This is a genomic window from Roseovarius sp. ZX-A-9, assembly GCF_028369135.1.
Taxonomy (GTDB): domain Bacteria; phylum Pseudomonadota; class Alphaproteobacteria; order Rhodobacterales; family Rhodobacteraceae; genus Roseovarius.
The window spans coordinates 337,202-353,130 of record NZ_JAPWHW010000001.1; the positions used below are offsets into that span (position 1 = coordinate 337,202).

At 61.2% G+C, this 15,929-nt stretch carries 15 protein-coding genes; 8 read left to right on the forward strand and 7 right to left on the reverse strand.

What is annotated here, in order from left to right:
• Nucleotides 1–27 precede the first annotated feature (27 nt).
• Nucleotides 28–1,824 (reverse strand): OmpA family protein, encoded by a 1,797-nt coding sequence (locus O3306_RS01530; protein WP_272002316.1) that lies wholly within the window; start codon nucleotides 1,822–1,824, stop codon nucleotides 28–30.
• A gap of 206 nt (nucleotides 1,825–2,030) precedes the next feature.
• On the opposite strand from O3306_RS01530, the gene O3306_RS01535 reads away from it, so the two are divergent.
• From O3306_RS01535 to O3306_RS01560, 6 genes are all read left to right on the forward strand, one after another.
• Nucleotides 2,031–3,284, forward strand: coding sequence for an alginate O-acetyltransferase AlgX-related protein (locus O3306_RS01535; RefSeq protein WP_272002318.1), 1,254 nt, complete (start codon nucleotides 2,031–2,033; stop codon nucleotides 3,282–3,284).
• 510 nt (nucleotides 3,285–3,794) lie between these two features.
• Nucleotides 3,795–4,544 (forward strand): ABC transporter ATP-binding protein, encoded by a 750-nt coding sequence (locus tag O3306_RS01540; protein WP_272002320.1) that lies wholly within the window; start codon nucleotides 3,795–3,797, stop codon nucleotides 4,542–4,544.
• Nucleotides 4,537–5,256 carry an ABC transporter ATP-binding protein gene (locus tag O3306_RS01545; protein WP_272002323.1) on the forward strand — a complete coding sequence of 240 codons (720 nt, stop codon included), beginning with the start codon at nucleotides 4,537–4,539 and terminating at the stop codon, nucleotides 5,254–5,256. Before O3306_RS01540 ends, O3306_RS01545 begins: the two co-directional genes overlap by 8 nt.
• Nucleotides 5,257–5,304: 48 nt before the next feature.
• Complete coding sequence (locus O3306_RS01550; RefSeq protein WP_272002326.1) at nucleotides 5,305–6,504, forward strand: ABC transporter substrate-binding protein; 1,200 nt, start codon at nucleotides 5,305–5,307, stop codon at nucleotides 6,502–6,504.
• 69 nt (nucleotides 6,505–6,573) lie between these two features.
• Nucleotides 6,574–7,464, forward strand: coding sequence for a branched-chain amino acid ABC transporter permease (locus tag O3306_RS01555; protein WP_272002328.1), 891 nt, complete (start codon nucleotides 6,574–6,576; stop codon nucleotides 7,462–7,464).
• Complete coding sequence (locus tag O3306_RS01560) at nucleotides 7,461–8,441, forward strand: branched-chain amino acid ABC transporter permease (protein ID WP_442969961.1); 981 nt, start codon at nucleotides 7,461–7,463, stop codon at nucleotides 8,439–8,441. The genes O3306_RS01555 and O3306_RS01560 overlap by 4 nt, the downstream gene beginning before the upstream one ends.
• A 71-nt stretch (nucleotides 8,442–8,512) precedes the next feature.
• Here O3306_RS01560 and O3306_RS01565 read toward each other — a convergent pair whose 3' ends face one another.
• The 6 genes from O3306_RS01565 to O3306_RS01590 form a co-directional block, all read right to left on the reverse strand.
• Nucleotides 8,513–9,652 (reverse strand): patatin-like phospholipase family protein, encoded by a 1,140-nt coding sequence (locus O3306_RS01565; RefSeq protein WP_272002330.1) that lies wholly within the window; start codon nucleotides 9,650–9,652, stop codon nucleotides 8,513–8,515.
• Between the two features lie 65 nt (nucleotides 9,653–9,717).
• On the reverse strand, nucleotides 9,718–11,790 hold the full coding sequence (locus O3306_RS01570; RefSeq protein WP_272002333.1) for a 3-hydroxyacyl-CoA dehydrogenase NAD-binding domain-containing protein: 2,073 nt from the start codon (nucleotides 11,788–11,790) through the stop codon (nucleotides 9,718–9,720).
• Nucleotides 11,790–13,073: an acetyl-CoA C-acetyltransferase gene (locus tag O3306_RS01575; protein ID WP_272002336.1), complete on the reverse strand. Its 1,284-nt coding sequence runs from the start codon at nucleotides 13,071–13,073 to the stop codon at nucleotides 11,790–11,792. Before O3306_RS01575 ends, O3306_RS01570 begins: the two co-directional genes overlap by 1 nt.
• On the reverse strand, nucleotides 13,070–13,303 hold the full coding sequence (locus tag O3306_RS01580; protein ID WP_272002338.1) for a hypothetical protein: 234 nt from the start codon (nucleotides 13,301–13,303) through the stop codon (nucleotides 13,070–13,072). The genes O3306_RS01575 and O3306_RS01580 overlap by 4 nt, the downstream gene beginning before the upstream one ends.
• Nucleotides 13,304–13,566: 263 nt before the next feature.
• The gene (locus O3306_RS01585) at nucleotides 13,567–13,905 is read right to left on the reverse strand and encodes a YidH family protein (protein WP_272002341.1); all 339 of its coding nucleotides are present in this window, start codon (nucleotides 13,903–13,905) and stop codon (nucleotides 13,567–13,569) included.
• A gap of 227 nt (nucleotides 13,906–14,132) precedes the next feature.
• On the reverse strand, nucleotides 14,133–14,798 hold the full coding sequence (locus O3306_RS01590; protein WP_272002344.1) for an FAD-binding oxidoreductase: 666 nt from the start codon (nucleotides 14,796–14,798) through the stop codon (nucleotides 14,133–14,135).
• 106 nt (nucleotides 14,799–14,904) lie between these two features.
• On the opposite strand from O3306_RS01590, the gene O3306_RS01595 reads away from it, so the two are divergent.
• Nucleotides 14,905–15,342 carry an RrF2 family transcriptional regulator gene (locus O3306_RS01595; RefSeq protein ID WP_272002347.1) on the forward strand — a complete coding sequence of 146 codons (438 nt, stop codon included), beginning with the start codon at nucleotides 14,905–14,907 and terminating at the stop codon, nucleotides 15,340–15,342.
• Between the two features lie 170 nt (nucleotides 15,343–15,512).
• On the forward strand, nucleotides 15,513–15,923 hold the full coding sequence (locus O3306_RS01600) for a YbaN family protein (protein WP_272002350.1): 411 nt from the start codon (nucleotides 15,513–15,515) through the stop codon (nucleotides 15,921–15,923).
• Nucleotides 15,924–15,929 lie beyond the last annotated feature (6 nt).

The window sequence follows — 15,929 nt, forward strand, 5'->3', positions numbered from 1 at the left end:
GTTTCTGCGTCATTCAGGCAGGTATTGTCAGTTCAGCAAAGAGGTGATGTTGCGCACCGCGGCGCGACGGTTTGCGCGTTCGGCCGTGAGCGAGCGTATTTTCAGATCGCTCTCACCATAGCCCTGGGTGATCAGGTTCTGCGGCGGCACGTCAAAATACTCGGTTAGCGCCAGCGCCACTGTCTCTGCACGCCGATCCGAGAGCGCAAGATTGTATCCGGCAGCACCAACCGCGTCCGTGTGGCCCTCGATCAGGAACATCGCACTTGGGTTCTCCTCGATGATCCGCCGCATTGACCCGCCCAGATCGGCCAGCGCCTGTGCCTGGCTCGGTTGGATCGCGGCAGAGCCGGTGGCGAAGGTGATCGCATCAAGTTCGACCTGTGGCGCCAGCGCGCGGACGCGTTTGTAGTCGCGCACCTGCCGCAGCGAAAACCGGCGATCGACATCGGCAAACATCACCTCTTGCAGCGCCTTTTGCAGCGCGGCCTCATCATTCATCGCGACCTCGGCTTGCCGTGCAGCGATGGCTTCAAGCGATGGCAGGCGGTCGAAATCAACCGGCTCGGCCTCTTGGGTGTCGTCGAACAGCACAAATTCCTTGCCGTCAGAGGCGCGGATGCGCGTGCGCCGCAGTACGGTGCCGTCGCTGGCGCGGACCGTCACGATCTGGCTGCCGTCGTTGTAGGCAACCGTGGTCCGGGTTGATCCGTCGCGAAAGGTCTGCGTGCTGACCTCGGCGCCAGGGCGGTTCAGGATCTGGTCATCGTTCTTGAGCACACGCAATTCGCCATCGCGCTCGACCACGACACGATCGCCCGAGTTCGATACCACGCGGTCGCCGTTGGCCAGTATCGTGCCGACGACAGCGGCGCCCAGACCAAGAAGCAGGGCTTTTTCAAAATTCGACAGCCCCTTGTCCTTGCCGGGGGTGGCGGCAGCGGTGGTGGCAGCCTGCGCATCGCCGGTCACGCCGGTGGCAAAATCCTCGTCGCTACTACGCACATCATCTTCGGTGACGGTCTGGGTTTCAACTTCTGCCGCAGCCTCGCCTTCGGCAGTCGCCTCCGCTGCCGAGGTCGATTGCGCCTCGCGTTGTTGCGCGCGTTCCTGACGCTCGGTATCGGTCAGTTGCGCGGCGCTCGCCTCTCCGGCGCCTTCGGATTCCGCGCTGCTGGCCACATCGGCTTGGGGATCGCTCTGCGCGGCTGCTTCGGCCTGAACTTCGGCGGCCTCAGCCGGTTCATCGTCATTTTCTCCGGTATTCGGCTCAGTCTCGGCCTGCGTTTCTGCGGCTTGCTCGGTCGCGGCCTGAACATCAGTTTCGGTTGCAGCACCGGCAGGCTCCGCTGGCTCTGCCTGCGTAGCAACGGCGGCAGCGTCGTCGGCAGCAGCATTGTCGGCGGCTGCCTGAGCTTCTGCGGCAGCAGCAGCTTGTGCCTCGACGGCAGCAGCCTCATCAGCGGCCGTCTTGTCGGCTACAGCCTTTGCTTCCGCAGCAGCGGCGGCCTCATCTGCAGCAGCTTGCGCTTCGGCGGCGGCGGCCTGATCGGCGGCGGCTTGTGCCTCGGCTGCGGCGGCCTCATCAGCGGCGTTCTTTGCTTCATCAGCGGCGGCCTGTTCGGCGGCCTCTACTTCTGCGGCAACCTTTTCTGCCGCGTTCTCGGCCTCTTGCGCCAGTTCGGCGGCGGTCTGCGCCAGATCGTCCGCACCGGTCGCCTCGACCGCGCCATCAATGGTGACCTGCGCGAGGCCGGGTAGCGGCTGCATCAGGCTCAGGCACAAGACCGCTGCGGTGGATGATTTCAAGCCGGAGATGTTCATGCAAACCCCTGTTCATGACTGTGGCCCTGACGGACCGTCAGCAATACGACGCGAAAGCCCCGCCATTTGTTCCGCCGCATTCGCGAATGTCGACCCGGGTGGCGGCCTTTCGCCGACCCAACGCCGATATTGCCCGGCGGCGGTGTTTCTACCATCATGTATAGCACAGACGCCCGGCGTGCGGGCGCGGCACGTCGAGGGGCGCTATGGACAGACCCGGCACAAGATACCGCCGCATCGCCATCGCCGTTGCGGTCCTGCTGGCAGCGGGCAGCATTGCCGTGCTCATCGTCTCTGCGTCCGAAATTGCCTCCGAGGATATGCTCTTTGGCCTCTGGCGGCTGCGGCACATGATTGTCGCGGCGGGGCTGATGCTCATCGCTGTTGCGCTGCTTTGCCTCTCGGCCGGGCGCGGCGCATGGCTGGGGTTCTGGGTCAGCGTGATCCCCGTGGGCCTTTTGCTGGTGGTGATGGAACTCGCCGGGCGCGCAGGGCTGGTGGATTGGGCAGCATTGCTCAGCCCGCAACCCGCAGAAGGCCAAACAGTGGGTTGGACCCTGCGCCCGGAGATCAACGTGCAGGGCCAGACAGGGCAGGATATTGCCGCGCGCCTGGGTCTGCCGCATGATCCGATCCCGTTCGAATTTCAGACCGACTCTTACGGGTTCCGCAACGGCGATGAAGCGACCGGAGACATCATCTTTCTGGGCGATTCCATCGTTCTGGGTGCCGCTGTGCCGATGGCCGAAACCATCACCGAAGTGGTCGAAGACGCGCTGGGCCGGCCTGTGATGCAGGCGGCGCTTCTGGGGCTGTCGATCCAGGGTCAGCACGACATGCTGCGCGAGTCTGGCCTGCCTCTGGCGGGCAAGACGGTGGTGCAATTCTTGTTCGAGGGGAATGACCTGCACGATTCCCACGCCTATCGCAATCAGAGCGCAAAATCCGCGCCCGATGCTGCGGGCCGGGCGTCGCTCGGCCGGTTGGTCTGGGACAGGCTGGTCACGCTGTCCAACCCGCCCGCGCCCTTTTACACCTGCCGCATCGGCGATCAGACCGTTGCGTTTCTCTGGACCCGGCGCTCTTTCGTCGGGGTCGAAGGTGAAGTGGCGGAAATCACCAAGGCAATCAGCACGTTCCGCGAGGAGTTACGCCGCGAGGGCGCAGATTACGCGCTGGTCCTTGTGCCAACCAAATACCGCGTGCTGGAGCAGCAATGCGCCTTTCCGCCCGGCAGCCCGATTGCCGATCCCACCGCCAACCTCTCGGCGCTGCCCGCCGAGCTAAGCCGGTTCGCCGAGGCGGAGTCTGTCAGGTTCATCGACCTGACACCGCCGCTGATAGCGGCGGCGCAGCAGGGCAAGCTGCCTTGGTTCTGGGGCGACACGCACTGGAACAGCACCGGCCACGCGGTGGCCGGGAAACGGATCGCGGACTGGCTGTCAGATTGGGACGGATAAGGCGATATTTGGCCATCACGGCGGCGCGCAACGCGGTCATGCCGAAATGTGCCAGGAGATCATGGACCGTTTCGATGCCGCCATGCCCCGCGCGCGGGAGCTGCTGAAAGCCGGGAAGCCCGCCGCATGAGCGAGCGGATCGCGCCCAAATCGCTACTGGCCGTTCCCGGCGGCACCTACGCCATGAGCAAACACCGCCGGGGCATTTTACCCTAGCGGAACGGACAAAGATTGCGCGCGGACTGTCGCAGCATTTGCCGCCAGCCACAGGCAACGGAATGATCAAAAATCGTTTCGGGATGTGAGTATTCTTGCCGCCGGGATTGAGTGACGCGGTTCAGCCTCAGACATAAGGTGAATATCTCTGCATAAAATGTTAACGCCCTAAATTAGCGGATAAATTATTGCATTTACTTCTTGGCCCTACCCATTAGATTATTGCTCGGACAGTGCGCCAAACCCGTGCACGCGGGTTTGAGACTCAGAAAATGATCATAGGATGGGGCCGACATGAGTATTGCGTTGGAGGCACGCGGACTCACCAAAGAGTTTAAAGGCTTCGTTGCCGTCAAGGACGTCAACTTGTCGGTGGAGCAAGGCACGATTCACGCCCTGATCGGCCCCAACGGCGCTGGCAAGACAACGTGTTTCAACCTGCTGACAAAGTTTCTGCAACCCACACGCGGCTCGATCGTTTACGACGGCCGCGACATTACCGGAATGTCGCCAGCCGGGATCGCTCGACTGGGCATGGTGCGCTCTTTCCAGATCTCAGCGGTGTTTCCCGATCTCAGCGTATTGCAGAACGTGCGCGTGGCGCTACAGCGCAGGCGCGGTGACAGCTATGATTTCTGGCGTTCGGAAAAGACCCTGCGCCGCTTTGATGAAGATGCGCGCGCGCATATCGACGAGGTCGGATTGTCGGAATTCGTCGATCATCGCGCCGCAGAACTGTCCTATGGCCGCAAACGCGCGCTGGAGATTGCGGCGACGCTGGCGCTTGACCCCAAGATGCTGTTGCTGGATGAGCCGATGGCGGGCATGGCTCAGGAAGACGTCGAGCGGATTTCGGCATTGATCCTGAAGGTGGCCAAGGGCCGGACAATCCTGATGGTGGAACACAACCTTTCCGTTGTTGCCAACCTTTCCGACCGGATCACGGTTCTGGCACGAGGGGAAATCCTGGCCGAGGGGGATTATGAAACAGTTTCGAAGGCCCCGGAGGTGATCGAGGCGTATATCGGAGCCACAGATGAGTGATGTCGATAACAACAAGGCGTTGCTGCGCGTCGCGGATTTGCACGGCTGGTATGGCGAGAGCCATGTCCTGCACGGTGTCAATTTCCATGTGAATGAGGGCGAGGTCGTCACCTTGCTGGGGCGCAATGGCGCTGGCAAGACATCGACGCTGCTGGCGATCATGGGAATGCTGCCCAAGCGCCGCGGCTCCATCATCTTCAACGGCACCGACGTCATCGCGATGCAGTCGCGCCACATCGCGCGCCTGGGGATTGCGATCTGCCCCGAGGAACGCGGCATTTTCGCGTCTCTTAACGTGGATGAAAACCTGATGTTGCCGCCACGCATCCAGAAGGGCGGCATGGAGGTCGAGCGGATCTACGATCTGTTCCCCAACCTCAAGGAACGGCGGCGCAGCCAGGGCACGAAACTGTCGGGCGGTGAGCAGCAGATGCTGGCGATTGCGCGGATCTTGCGCACAGGTGCCAAGTTCCTGCTGCTCGATGAACCGACCGAGGGTTTGGCCCCTGTCATCGTTCAGCAGATTGGCCGCACGATCGGCGAGCTGAAAAAGGAAGGCTTCACGATCATTCTGGTCGAGCAGAATTTCCGCTTCGCGGCCTCTGTGGCGGATCGTCACTACGTCGTCGAACAGGGTCGGGTGATCGACATGATCCCTAACGCCGACCTGCAAGACAACATGGATAAACTGCACGGCTATCTGGGCGTGTAATGATCGGTAACCGGCGCAAACTGTGCCAATTTGAAGAGGAGAAGCGAAATGATGAAGAAACTTTCCATGGCGACTGCGCTGTGTGCGCTGACCGCCGGGGCAGGCTTTGCCCAAGGGATCGACGTCAAACTGGGCGTTCTCAATGACCGTTCGGGCACCTATGCTGACCTGTCCGGCGAGGGGTCTGCCGTGGCCACGCGCATGGCAGTCGAGGATTTCGGCGCTGCCGAAAAGGGAATAAACGTCGAAGTGATCTCGGCTGACCACCAGAACAAGCCCGATGTCGGATCGAACATCGCGCGCCAGTGGTATGACGTGGACGGGGTGAATGCCATCATCGACGTGCCGACCTCTTCGGTGGCACTGGCCGTGGCCGACATCACCGCAGAAGCCAATGGTGTGCTGTTGGATTCGGGCGCCGGATCGACCAGCCTGACTCGCGACCAATGCCAGCCGACGACCGTACACTGGACCTATGACACCGCCGCACTCGCCAATGGCACCGGCGGCGCGGTAACCAAGGCCGGCGGCAAGAAATGGTTCTTTCTGACTGCGGATTACGCCTTTGGCCACTCGCTGGAAGAAAACACGATGGCCGTGGTCAAGGATAACGGCGGCGAAGTCGTGGGCAATGTGCGCCACCCGTTCCCATCGCAGGATTTCTCGTCCTACCTGCTGCAGGCACAGGGCAGTGGCGCTGACGTCATCGGTCTGGCCAATGCTGGCGGCGACACCGTCAACGCGATCAAGCAGGCATCCGAGTTCGGCATCACCCAAGCGGGGCAATCATTGGCCGCGCTCCTGATGTTCGTCACCGATGTGCACTCGCTGGGTGCCGAAACGGCGCAGGGGCTGAACCTGACCGAAGCCTTCTACTGGGATCAGAACGACGCCACGCGCGAATGGTCGGCCCGGTTCGAGGAACAGATGGGCGCAAAACCCACCATGGTGCATGCCGGTGCCTATTCGGCCACGATGGCCTACCTGGCCGCAGTCGAAGCGCTGGGTAGCGCCGAGGATGGCCGCGCCATCGTCGCCAAGATGAAAGAGATGGAATTCGATGATCCGCTCTTTGGCAAAGTCACGGTGCGCGGTGACGGTCGTGCGATCCACGACATGTACCTGTTCGAAGTCAAGTCGCCCGACCAGTCGGAAGGCGAATGGGACCTCTACAACCAGATCTCCTCGATCAGTGGCGACGATGCGTTCCTGCCGATGCTGGAAGAGTGTGACTTCACCAAGAAGTAACAGCGAAAACGCCGCCGCTTCCCGGGCATTGCCCCGGGAAGCGGCACTTAAACTCAACGGGGCAGTATCATGTTCGAGCTTCTGGGAATTTCACCGCAGGTACTGATGGGCCAGCTCCTTTTGGGCCTCATCAACGGTGCATTCTATGCGATCCTTTCGCTGGGCCTGGCGGTGATCTTTGGCCTGCTCAACATCATCAACTTTGCCCATGGCGCGCTCTACATGGCGGGTGCCTTCGTGGCGTGGATGCTGTTGAACTATGTCGGCATAGGCTATTGGCCCGCGCTGATCCTGTCGCCTCTGATCGTGGGGGCCTTCGGCATCCTGCTTGAGCGTACAATGATGTCGCGCCTCTACAAGCTGGATCACCTCTACGGGCTCTTGCTGACATTTGGTCTGGCACTGATCATTCAGGGCCTGTTTCGCAATTACTACGGCATCTCGGGCCTGCCCTATCAGATTCCGTCGCAGCTTTCGGGCGGGCAGAACCTCGGCTTCATGTTCCTACCCAATTATCGCGGCTGGGTTGTCGTGGCTTCCGTCGTGGTCTGCTTTGGCACATGGTTCATGATCGAGAAGACCCGGCTGGGCGCCTATCTGCGCGCCGCCACCGAAAACCCCGCGCTTGTCGGGGCATTCGGGGTCAACGTGCCGCTGCTGATCACCCTGACCTACGGGTTCGGCGTCGGGCTGGCGGGATTTGCAGGCGTACTGGCCGCGCCGATCTACTCGGTCAACCCCAACATGGGGGCCGACCTTATCATCGTCGTCTTCGCTGTCGTGGTGATTGGCGGCATGGGGTCGATACTGGGGGCGATCGTCACCGGCTACATGCTTGGCATCGTCGAAGGGCTGACGCGGGTGTTCTACCCCGAAGGATCCGCCGTGGTGATTTTCGTGATCATGGCGATCGTGTTGCTAATCAAGCCTGAGGGATTGTTCGGAAAGGAAGCTCGATGAGTATGCAGCAAACCGAGATTGCGGCCGCCTCACCCGCCGTGAACGATGCGGGAATGTCGCCGTTGCACAAGATGATCTTTCTTGTCCTGCTCGCCTTTCTGCTGGTCCTGCCATTCGTGGTCTATCCCGTCTTCGCGATGAAGATCATGTGCTTTGCCCTGTTCGCGGCGGCGTTCAACCTGCTGCTGGGCTTCGGTGGCTTGCTGTCGTTCGGCCATGCTGCCTATTTCGGCGGAGCCAGCTATGTGGCCGCCCACGCCGCCAAGGTCTGGGGCCTGACGCCCGAGCTTTCGGTCCTTTGTGGTGCCGCCGCAGCAGCATTTCTGGGGCTGGTCATCGGGGCATTGTCGATCCGTCGGCAAGGCATCTATTTCGCGATGGTGACGCTGGCATTCGCCCAGATGGTCTATTTCTTTGCCTTGCAGGTTCCCTTTACCGGCGGCGAGGACGGCATCCAGTCGGTGCCGCGCGGCAAGCTGTTCGGTCTGATCTCGCTCGAGAACAACATATCGCTCTACTTCTTCGTTCTGGCGCTGACCTTCGCCGGCATCCTGTTTCTCTATCGTGTCGTGCATTCGCCTTTCGGCCAGGTGCTCAAGGCGATCCGAGAGAATGAACCGCGCGCAATCTCGCTTGGGTACAACGTCAATCGCTACAAGCTGATTGTCTTTGTCCTGTCCGCGACTTTTGCGGGCCTCGCCGGAGCGATCAAAAGCCAGGTGTTCCAACTGGCGTCGCTCACAGACGTGCACTGGGCCATGTCTGGTGAGGTCGTGCTGATGACCCTGCTTGGCGGGATGGGTACGGTTTTTGGCCCACTGCTGGGGGCCGCGATCATCGTGACGATGCAGAACTATCTTGCAACCTTCGGCGCGTGGGTGACCATCATCCAAGGGGTGATTTTCGTCATCGGCGTCCTGTTGTTCCGCGAAGGCATCATTGGTGTGATCTCCCGTTGGCTGAAGCGCCCTCTCTGAGGCGCGGCGCCGGGGGATCATGACTTGGCCGGCAATCCGTCAGGCTGAGGGCAGCGTGCAATGGGAGCCGGCTATTTCAACAGGAAATCCCGGACATCGTTTTCCTTTTCCATCGTGTCGGCATAGCCCAAGTCGATCAGCGCACTGATGTAGCTGGATTCGAACAGCAGGTAACTGATCAGGCGCCCGTCGCTGCCCCAAGACCCCAGCGTTCGCATCAGCAGGCGGATCGCAAACGGCATTTCACCCGCATATCGTCCGGCGATCCTGCGCAGATCCTTCGAGGGTGAGAGCATCACGGTATCGATCACCCGCAACGGCGTTTGCCTGCGCCGTTCCTCCGGCAGCAGTGACAGGGTTTGGTTAACCCTCGACATGCGTTCGTGATCGGCATCCAGATTGTCGTTGAACATGATATCGAGCGCATGGCCCGCCATCTCGCCGATGGACGGGCTTTTCGTTTGCTTGGGCATTTGCGGCTCGTCCGCGATGTTGTCGCGGGCGGCGATGACCAGAACCCGGTCCGCACCGGTACGAATGGCCGGGGACAGCGGCGCAGTCAGCCGCAGCGAGCCATCGCCGTAGAACTCGCCGTCAATCCGCACGGGTGCAAAGACGAAGGGCAGCGACGACGATGCCAACAGATGGTCGGGGCCGATCTCGGTGCGCACGCCCCGCCGCCGCGCGCGTGCCCAATTCGTGATGTCATCATGCCCCGTGACAAAGGTCACGGCCTTGCCTTCATCATAGCTTGATGCTGTGATGCAGAGCGCATGCAATGTCCCGGCGCTGATCGCGCGGCTGATATCCCGCTGGTCGAATTCGCGCTCCAGCAGCGCACCCAAAGGCGCGTTGTTCAGAAACGAACAGGGTGCCCCCACCCCGAAATGCCCGAACAACAGTGTCCAAGCCCAGCGCAAAGCAGTTGCGACCAGAGGCAATGTGCGCGTGTCATAAACCGAACTGCAACGCAGCGACCGCCAGAGGGTTTCCAGCTCGCGCATTCCACACTGGAAATCGCTGGACGCCGCGGCAAGCGGTGCCGCGTTGATCGCCCCGACAGATGCACCACACACGATCTGAAAGGGCGAGCGGCGGCAATTCGTGATCTCGGCAATCGCCTTGAGGACACCCACCTGGTAGGCACCGCGCGCGCCGCCGCCCTGTAGAACCAATGCAGTCTTTGATGCGGATGAGAGGGAACTAGGCATTCGGGCAGAACTTTATCCTTGAAAATTATACCCTAGGCCACCGCTGTCGAAGATCAACGCCTTCGTCATTCGAATGTCGACCATCCCTCATCCGGCTCGAACCGCGGGCCGTAGGTCTTGGCGAACGCGTCGAGACGAGCACATATATCCTTGGCGCCACGCGTGCGGGCATAGTGCATGGGTCCACCCCGGAACGGCGCAAAACCTGTGGCAAAAATCATCGCGGCGTCCACATCGTCGGCGTTACGCGCAACGCCCTCGCGCAGGCATACCACGCAGGCGTCCAGAATTGGCAGGATCAGCCGGTCGGTCATGTCATCGGGTCCGGGCTCGTCGGTATCAAGGCGCGGCTTGCCCTCCCACCAATCGTAAAATCCCTGTCCGGCTTTCTTGCCGGTCTCGCCCTTCTCAACCTTCTTGCGCAGCGCCTCCGAGATTTCCGCCATTGGTTTGTCGAGCGTGCCTTTCAGGCTTTCGGCGGTGTGCAGCGCGATATCGAGCCCTATCTGATCGGCGAGCGCTACCGGCCCCATTGGCATCCCGAAGCGGATCGCAGCGGAATCGATCACTTCCTTGTCGATCCCCTCATCCATCAGGACCATTGCTTCCATCAGATAGGGAGTGAGCGCGCGGTTGACGAGAAAACCGGGGTAGTCTGTGACCTGAACGGGCAGCTTGCCTATGGCGCCACAGAACGATGCAAGCCGCCGGATCACCTTTGCGTCCGTTGCCTCGTGGGCCACAACTTCGACCAACTCCATCTTTTCGACCGGGTTGAAAAAATGCAGGCCCGCGAACTTCCCAGGGTGTTTCACGCTTCCCACCAATTGCTTCAGTTGCAGGCTGGAGGTGTTGGTGGCCAGAATCGCGCCCGACTTCATCCGCTTGCCGAGATCGGCATAGATCTGTTCCTTCAGCTCTGCGTTTTCGGGAGCGGCTTCGATCACCAGATCGGCGCGGGCGATGCCGTAGCCTCTCGGGTCGGGCATCATCCGGTCGAGCGTGTCGCGCGTCTGGATTGCGCTCAGATGCGCCTGTTTGCAAATGCTTTCCGCCTGCGCCACTGCCTTGCCCAGCGCGTCGGTCGCGATGTCGCCAAGCGTCACAGTCTTGCCTTTCAGCGCAGCCCAGGCAGCGATGCTGCCACCCATTGCGCCCGCGCCCACGACGTGGACATGGGCGATTCCGTCCTCACCTTTTTCTGTGTCTTTCAGTGACTGGCGCAGGAAAAAGGCCCGCCGGAGATTCTTGGAGGTTTCGGTTTTCAGCAAGGCGGCAAAGGAGGCTATTTCAGCCTTTTGCATCGCCTCCGGGTCATCCCCATGCGTCTCCCACATGTCGATCAGGGCATAAGGGGCGGGGTAATGCTCTTTCAGGGCGTGTTTCGCTGCCTCACGGCGCATCTGACCTGCCGCCAAGCTGCGCGCCGGCTTGAGCAGCAGGACACCGGCCTTCACGCCGCCGCCTTCGCGCTCCTTGATCTTGCCCGTCGCGGCGGCAAGGACTGCGGCGGCGACATGGCGTTCCTGCACAACCACATCGGCGATGCCCAGAGATTTTGCCTCCGCCGTATGCGCCGTCTTGCCGGTCAGCATCAATGTCAGCGCCTCTGTCGCGTCGATCAGTGCGGGCAACCGGAATGTGCCGCCGAGGCCCGGATGCAGGCCCAGTTTCACCTCTGGAAAACCGAAACTGGCCCCCTCGACTGCGATCCTGATATCGCAGGCCAGCGCCAGTTCGAACCCAGCCCCCAGCGCCGCTCCATGCACGACGCAGATCGTGGGAAACGGCAGGGCGGCGATCCGATCCATCACCGCATGGCCCTGCTTCAACAGGTCAGCGGCGCCATTGTCGGTCATCGCGTCGAAACTGCCGATATCGGCCCCGGCAGCAAAGCCGCCGGGCTTTGCAGACCGGATCACCAGCGCCTTTGGCGGGTTCGCCTCTGCCTGCGCGATCAGGTCCGACAGCTCGCGGATCACATCCTGGGAAATGGTGTTGGTCCCAGTGCCGTCCCTATCGAGCACCAGCCACAGGATGCCATTTGTATCAGTCGTATACTGCCAGTTTCCCCGGCCGGGCGAGACCGGGCCAAGCTCCAGCTTCATGTCGCCGAGATGCTCAAGTACCTTGTCCATCAAACTGCCTCCAGCAACATCGCACCGCCAAGTCCGCCGCCGATACATTCGGTCGCGATGCCGGTCCTGACCTTCTTGCGTTTCATCGCATTGGCCAGATGCAGCACGATCCTGTTACCGCTGGTGCCTACCGGATGCCCCATCGAGATCGCGCCGCCGTCGATATTGAGCCTGTCACGATCGATCAGCCCGAAAGCCCTGTCGTAGCCCAGAACCTCGCGGCAGAATTCCTCGTCGTGCCATGCCGCAAGACAAGCCAGCACCTGCGCGGCAAAAGCTTCGTTCAGCTCCCACAGGTCCACATCATCAATGCCCAGCGCGTGGCGTTGCAAGATGGGCGTGGAGGCCATTACTGACCCCAGCCCCATGATCGACGGATCAAGGCCCGCCCATTCACTGTCAACGATCCGCGCCAACGGCTTCAGCTTGTGCGCCTTGACCGCCTGCTCGGAGGCAAGGATGACCCAGCTTGCGCCATCGGTGATCTGGCTGGAATTTCCCGGCGTGACACTGCCGTAAGGTTTCTCGAAGGCCGGGTTCAGCTTGGCCAGGCTTTGCATATCGCTGTCAGGGCGCACGCCGTCGTCGGCCTCATGCGCGTGACCTTGGCGGTCAAAGACGGGCAGCATTTCGTCCGAGAGGTAGCCTGCCTTCGTGGCCCGTGCCAGCCGGTGATGTGATTCCATTGCATAGGCGTCTGCCGCCTTGCGGTCGATGTTGAACCGATAGGCCAGCACCTCGGCGGTCTGGCCCATGTTCAGGTTTGTGATCGGGTCGGTCAGCCCCTGTTCGAGGCCGATGATTGGCTTGAAGAAATCGGGCCGCAGCCCGGTCATCTGCCTTGCCTGCGCCATCGGCCCCTTGGCACGGGCCATGCCAGCGTACCACTCCACCGCCTCCTGACGCAGAACCAATGGCGCGTGGCTGAGCGCCTCGGCCCCACCTGCAAGGATGATCTCGTGGCTGCCCTGCTGGATGTAGCGGTAGGCGGTGTCGATCGACTGCATCCCCGAACCACAGTTGATCTGGACGGAAAACCCGACCGTGCGCTCCGGCAACCCCAGCCTTAGGGCCGCTACGCGAGCTGGGTTCATTTCATCCGCGATGACATTGACGCAACCGAGGATCACCAGATCCACGGCCTCCTTGCCAAATGGCTGGCGCATCAACAGTGGCCGCCCACATTGCACGGCCAGATCAACCGGCGTGAACGGCCCCGGCCCACCACGGGCCTTCAGAAACGGGGTGCGCGCACCATCGACGATGTAAACTGCACGGCTCATTCAGCGGCCTCCCGGCGTTTCGGTTTCTGTTGCGGTGCTGCTGCGAGGAAATATCGCCCAAGCTCTTGGGGGCTGAAATCATCCACCGCGACGACCTGATCCACCAGCCCCTGCAAATCGGCAAGGCGGGCGTGCTCAGCGTCGCTGAGGTGTTCCGCCTCGCACGCCTTGTCAGGAGTGATCTTTATATCGCGCAGACATTTCATGACCGGCGCCATTTCGTTGATCATATCATGACAGGCATTCAGCACGCCAACACCGTCGCGGTCGCGCCTGCCGGCAGCGTGAGGAAGCGCAAGAGCCTCGCGGCCCGGCGGTGTATCGGCTTGGTCAGGTAGGTCTTGCGAAAGTCTTTCATGACATTCCCCTTTCACCCCCAACGCGGGTCAGGCCAGCCGGTTCCGCGCGGTCTGGCCCGCGACGGCCTTGGATACCGACCCTAGCGGGCCGCACAAATCATGCCAGCCGGATTCGACCGTGCAGGTCGTGACGCCTATCCGCCTGAACCGACCCAGCTGACATTGATCACAAAGCTTCCAAGCAGAATGAAGAGCGCGAGAATCAGCAACAGCAGGAACAGTTCGGCCGCTGTGGAATCATCGGGCAGGCGCTCGGGATTGTCGATCCGTCGTCGAACATGCCGCATACGAATCCACGCAAGAACGATGACGATCGCTCCGGCAGTGAACATCAGTATTTCGGACCAGAGCGGGGTCGGATGATCGCCCAGACGGGCCGCCGCCAGGCCGAACCCGACGATTGCCACTGCGGTGCGAACCCAGGCCAGAAAGGTCCGCTCGTTTGACGCGTGGTTCTGGAAATTGACGATCATGCTGCAATCCTGCTCCGGCCCTCTGCATCGCTTTCAGGACGATGCTGGGCTTCAATTGTAACTGGTGGCCTTGAGGCGCGGAAACAGACCATTGTTCTCCTGCTGGATGTGCTCGGTTGTCGCTTCTGGCCGGGCTTTCCGGCCTCGGAAACCGAATGCCCGCTGCACCTCGGCCAGATCGATATTGCGACGACTCGCGGCACCTGACAACCAGACTTGGCTCGTGCTCAGAATTCCTCCTCGACGATATGTGCATCCGTGACGCCCAGATCATGCAGCGCATCGCGAACTGCATCCATCATTGGCGGCGGGCCGCACAGATAGCAACGGCTGTCAGGTGTCACGAACCGGTTCAGATATTCGCGGTCGGGCCGCTGCTGCGGCACGCTGGCGCCCGCCTCGTCAACGATGAACGCGGTGGTCAGCCCCTCCATCGCTTCGAACTTGTCACGCCAGATGATGTCGCCTTCGGTCTTGTTGGCGAAAACCAATGTCGAGCCCGCCAGCGTCCCGTGATCCTTCAAGCGCTTGCGCAGTAGTGCGATCATCGGTGTAACGCCCGCGCCCCCGGCGATGAACACGCCCGACCCTTGATCAGAGATCGCGCCGAACGGCCCGTCCATCGTCATCTTGTCGCCGGGTTTCATCGCGGCGATCTGCTCGGTCACACCGTGGTGGGCAGGGTAGGTCTTGATGACAAAATCCAGCGTTGGTTCTTCTGGCAGCGTGACGGGGGTAAATGCCCGCCCCTTGTCGCCCCACCCATCCTTGAGCAAGGCCAGCTCCACCCCCTGACCCGCAGCAAAATCAAAGCCTTCGGGGCGGTCGAAAACCAGATGATATGTGTCATGCGTGACGCGCTCAATTTGCTTCAACGCCAGTTGATATTTCATCGGAAGCCTCTTTTGTTGTTCGAAGTCGTTGCAGATAATTGGTATTTGCAATGCCAATTATCTGGCGGTAAACTAGTTTTCGCCAATCCCAAGTCAAGGAACACGCATGCGTCTCGCTTCTTTCACAGATTACGGCCTGCGGGTTTTAATGCGGCTGGCTGGAACGCCCGAGGCCGCCTTTTCCACCGGCCAGATCGCCGACGAGTTCGAAATCTCGCGGCATCATCTGGCAAAGGTCGTGCAGGACTTGGGTCGCGGGGGCTTCGTCGGCAGTCAGCGCGGGCGGAATGGCGGGATACGGCTGGCGCGGCCTGCACATGCCATCACCCTGGGCGAAGTCGTGCGTCATCTCGAAAAGCGCTTCGCGATCGTCGAATGTTTCCGCCCCGATGGCGGCACTTGCACGCTCAAGCCGCAATGCCGCCTGAAACCCAGACTGGCCGCCGCAAGAGAAGCGTTCATGTCCGAGCTTGATCGAACAACGCTTGCGGACTGCGCGCTGCCAGATGACGGGCTACACGGGTCGGTGCCTGCTCTCGGATGAGGAACACAGCATGTCAGAAAACTCAGACATTCGGCCCAATCAGGGCATGTATTCTCAGCCGGGCGGCCCGCATCGGCCCGGGCCCGCAGATCTTATCTTCATTGCGCCGCGCCATGGATCACTGGTATCCGAGGTATTAGTCATGCCGGAATTCGTTTGGATTGCGTCAAATGCCCATATCGGATGAAAGCCCGGCCCTACGGAGCGGTCGGATTGCACGGCTCGGATGGCTGCTGGTTGGCTTTTCGGCACTGGTCTGTGGTGCGGTCGGGGTGGTGTTACCATTGCTGCCGACGACGCCTTTTGTCCTGCTCGCAGCTTTCGCCTTCGCCAGATCTTCTCCAACGCTCCGGCGCTGGCTGGTCGAGCATCGCACCTTTGGTCCGATGATTGCAGACTGGGAATTACACGGTGCGATCGCCCGCCGATACAAGGTGCTGGCCTGCGGCGTCATGCTTGCATCTCTGATTGGCAGCTTTCTGGCTTCGGTCTCGACATACATCTTTTTCATTCAACTGATCGTGATGGCCGGCGCGGCATCATTCGTGCTGACGCGCCCGGACGTGGCCAGGGATCCATGAGAGGAG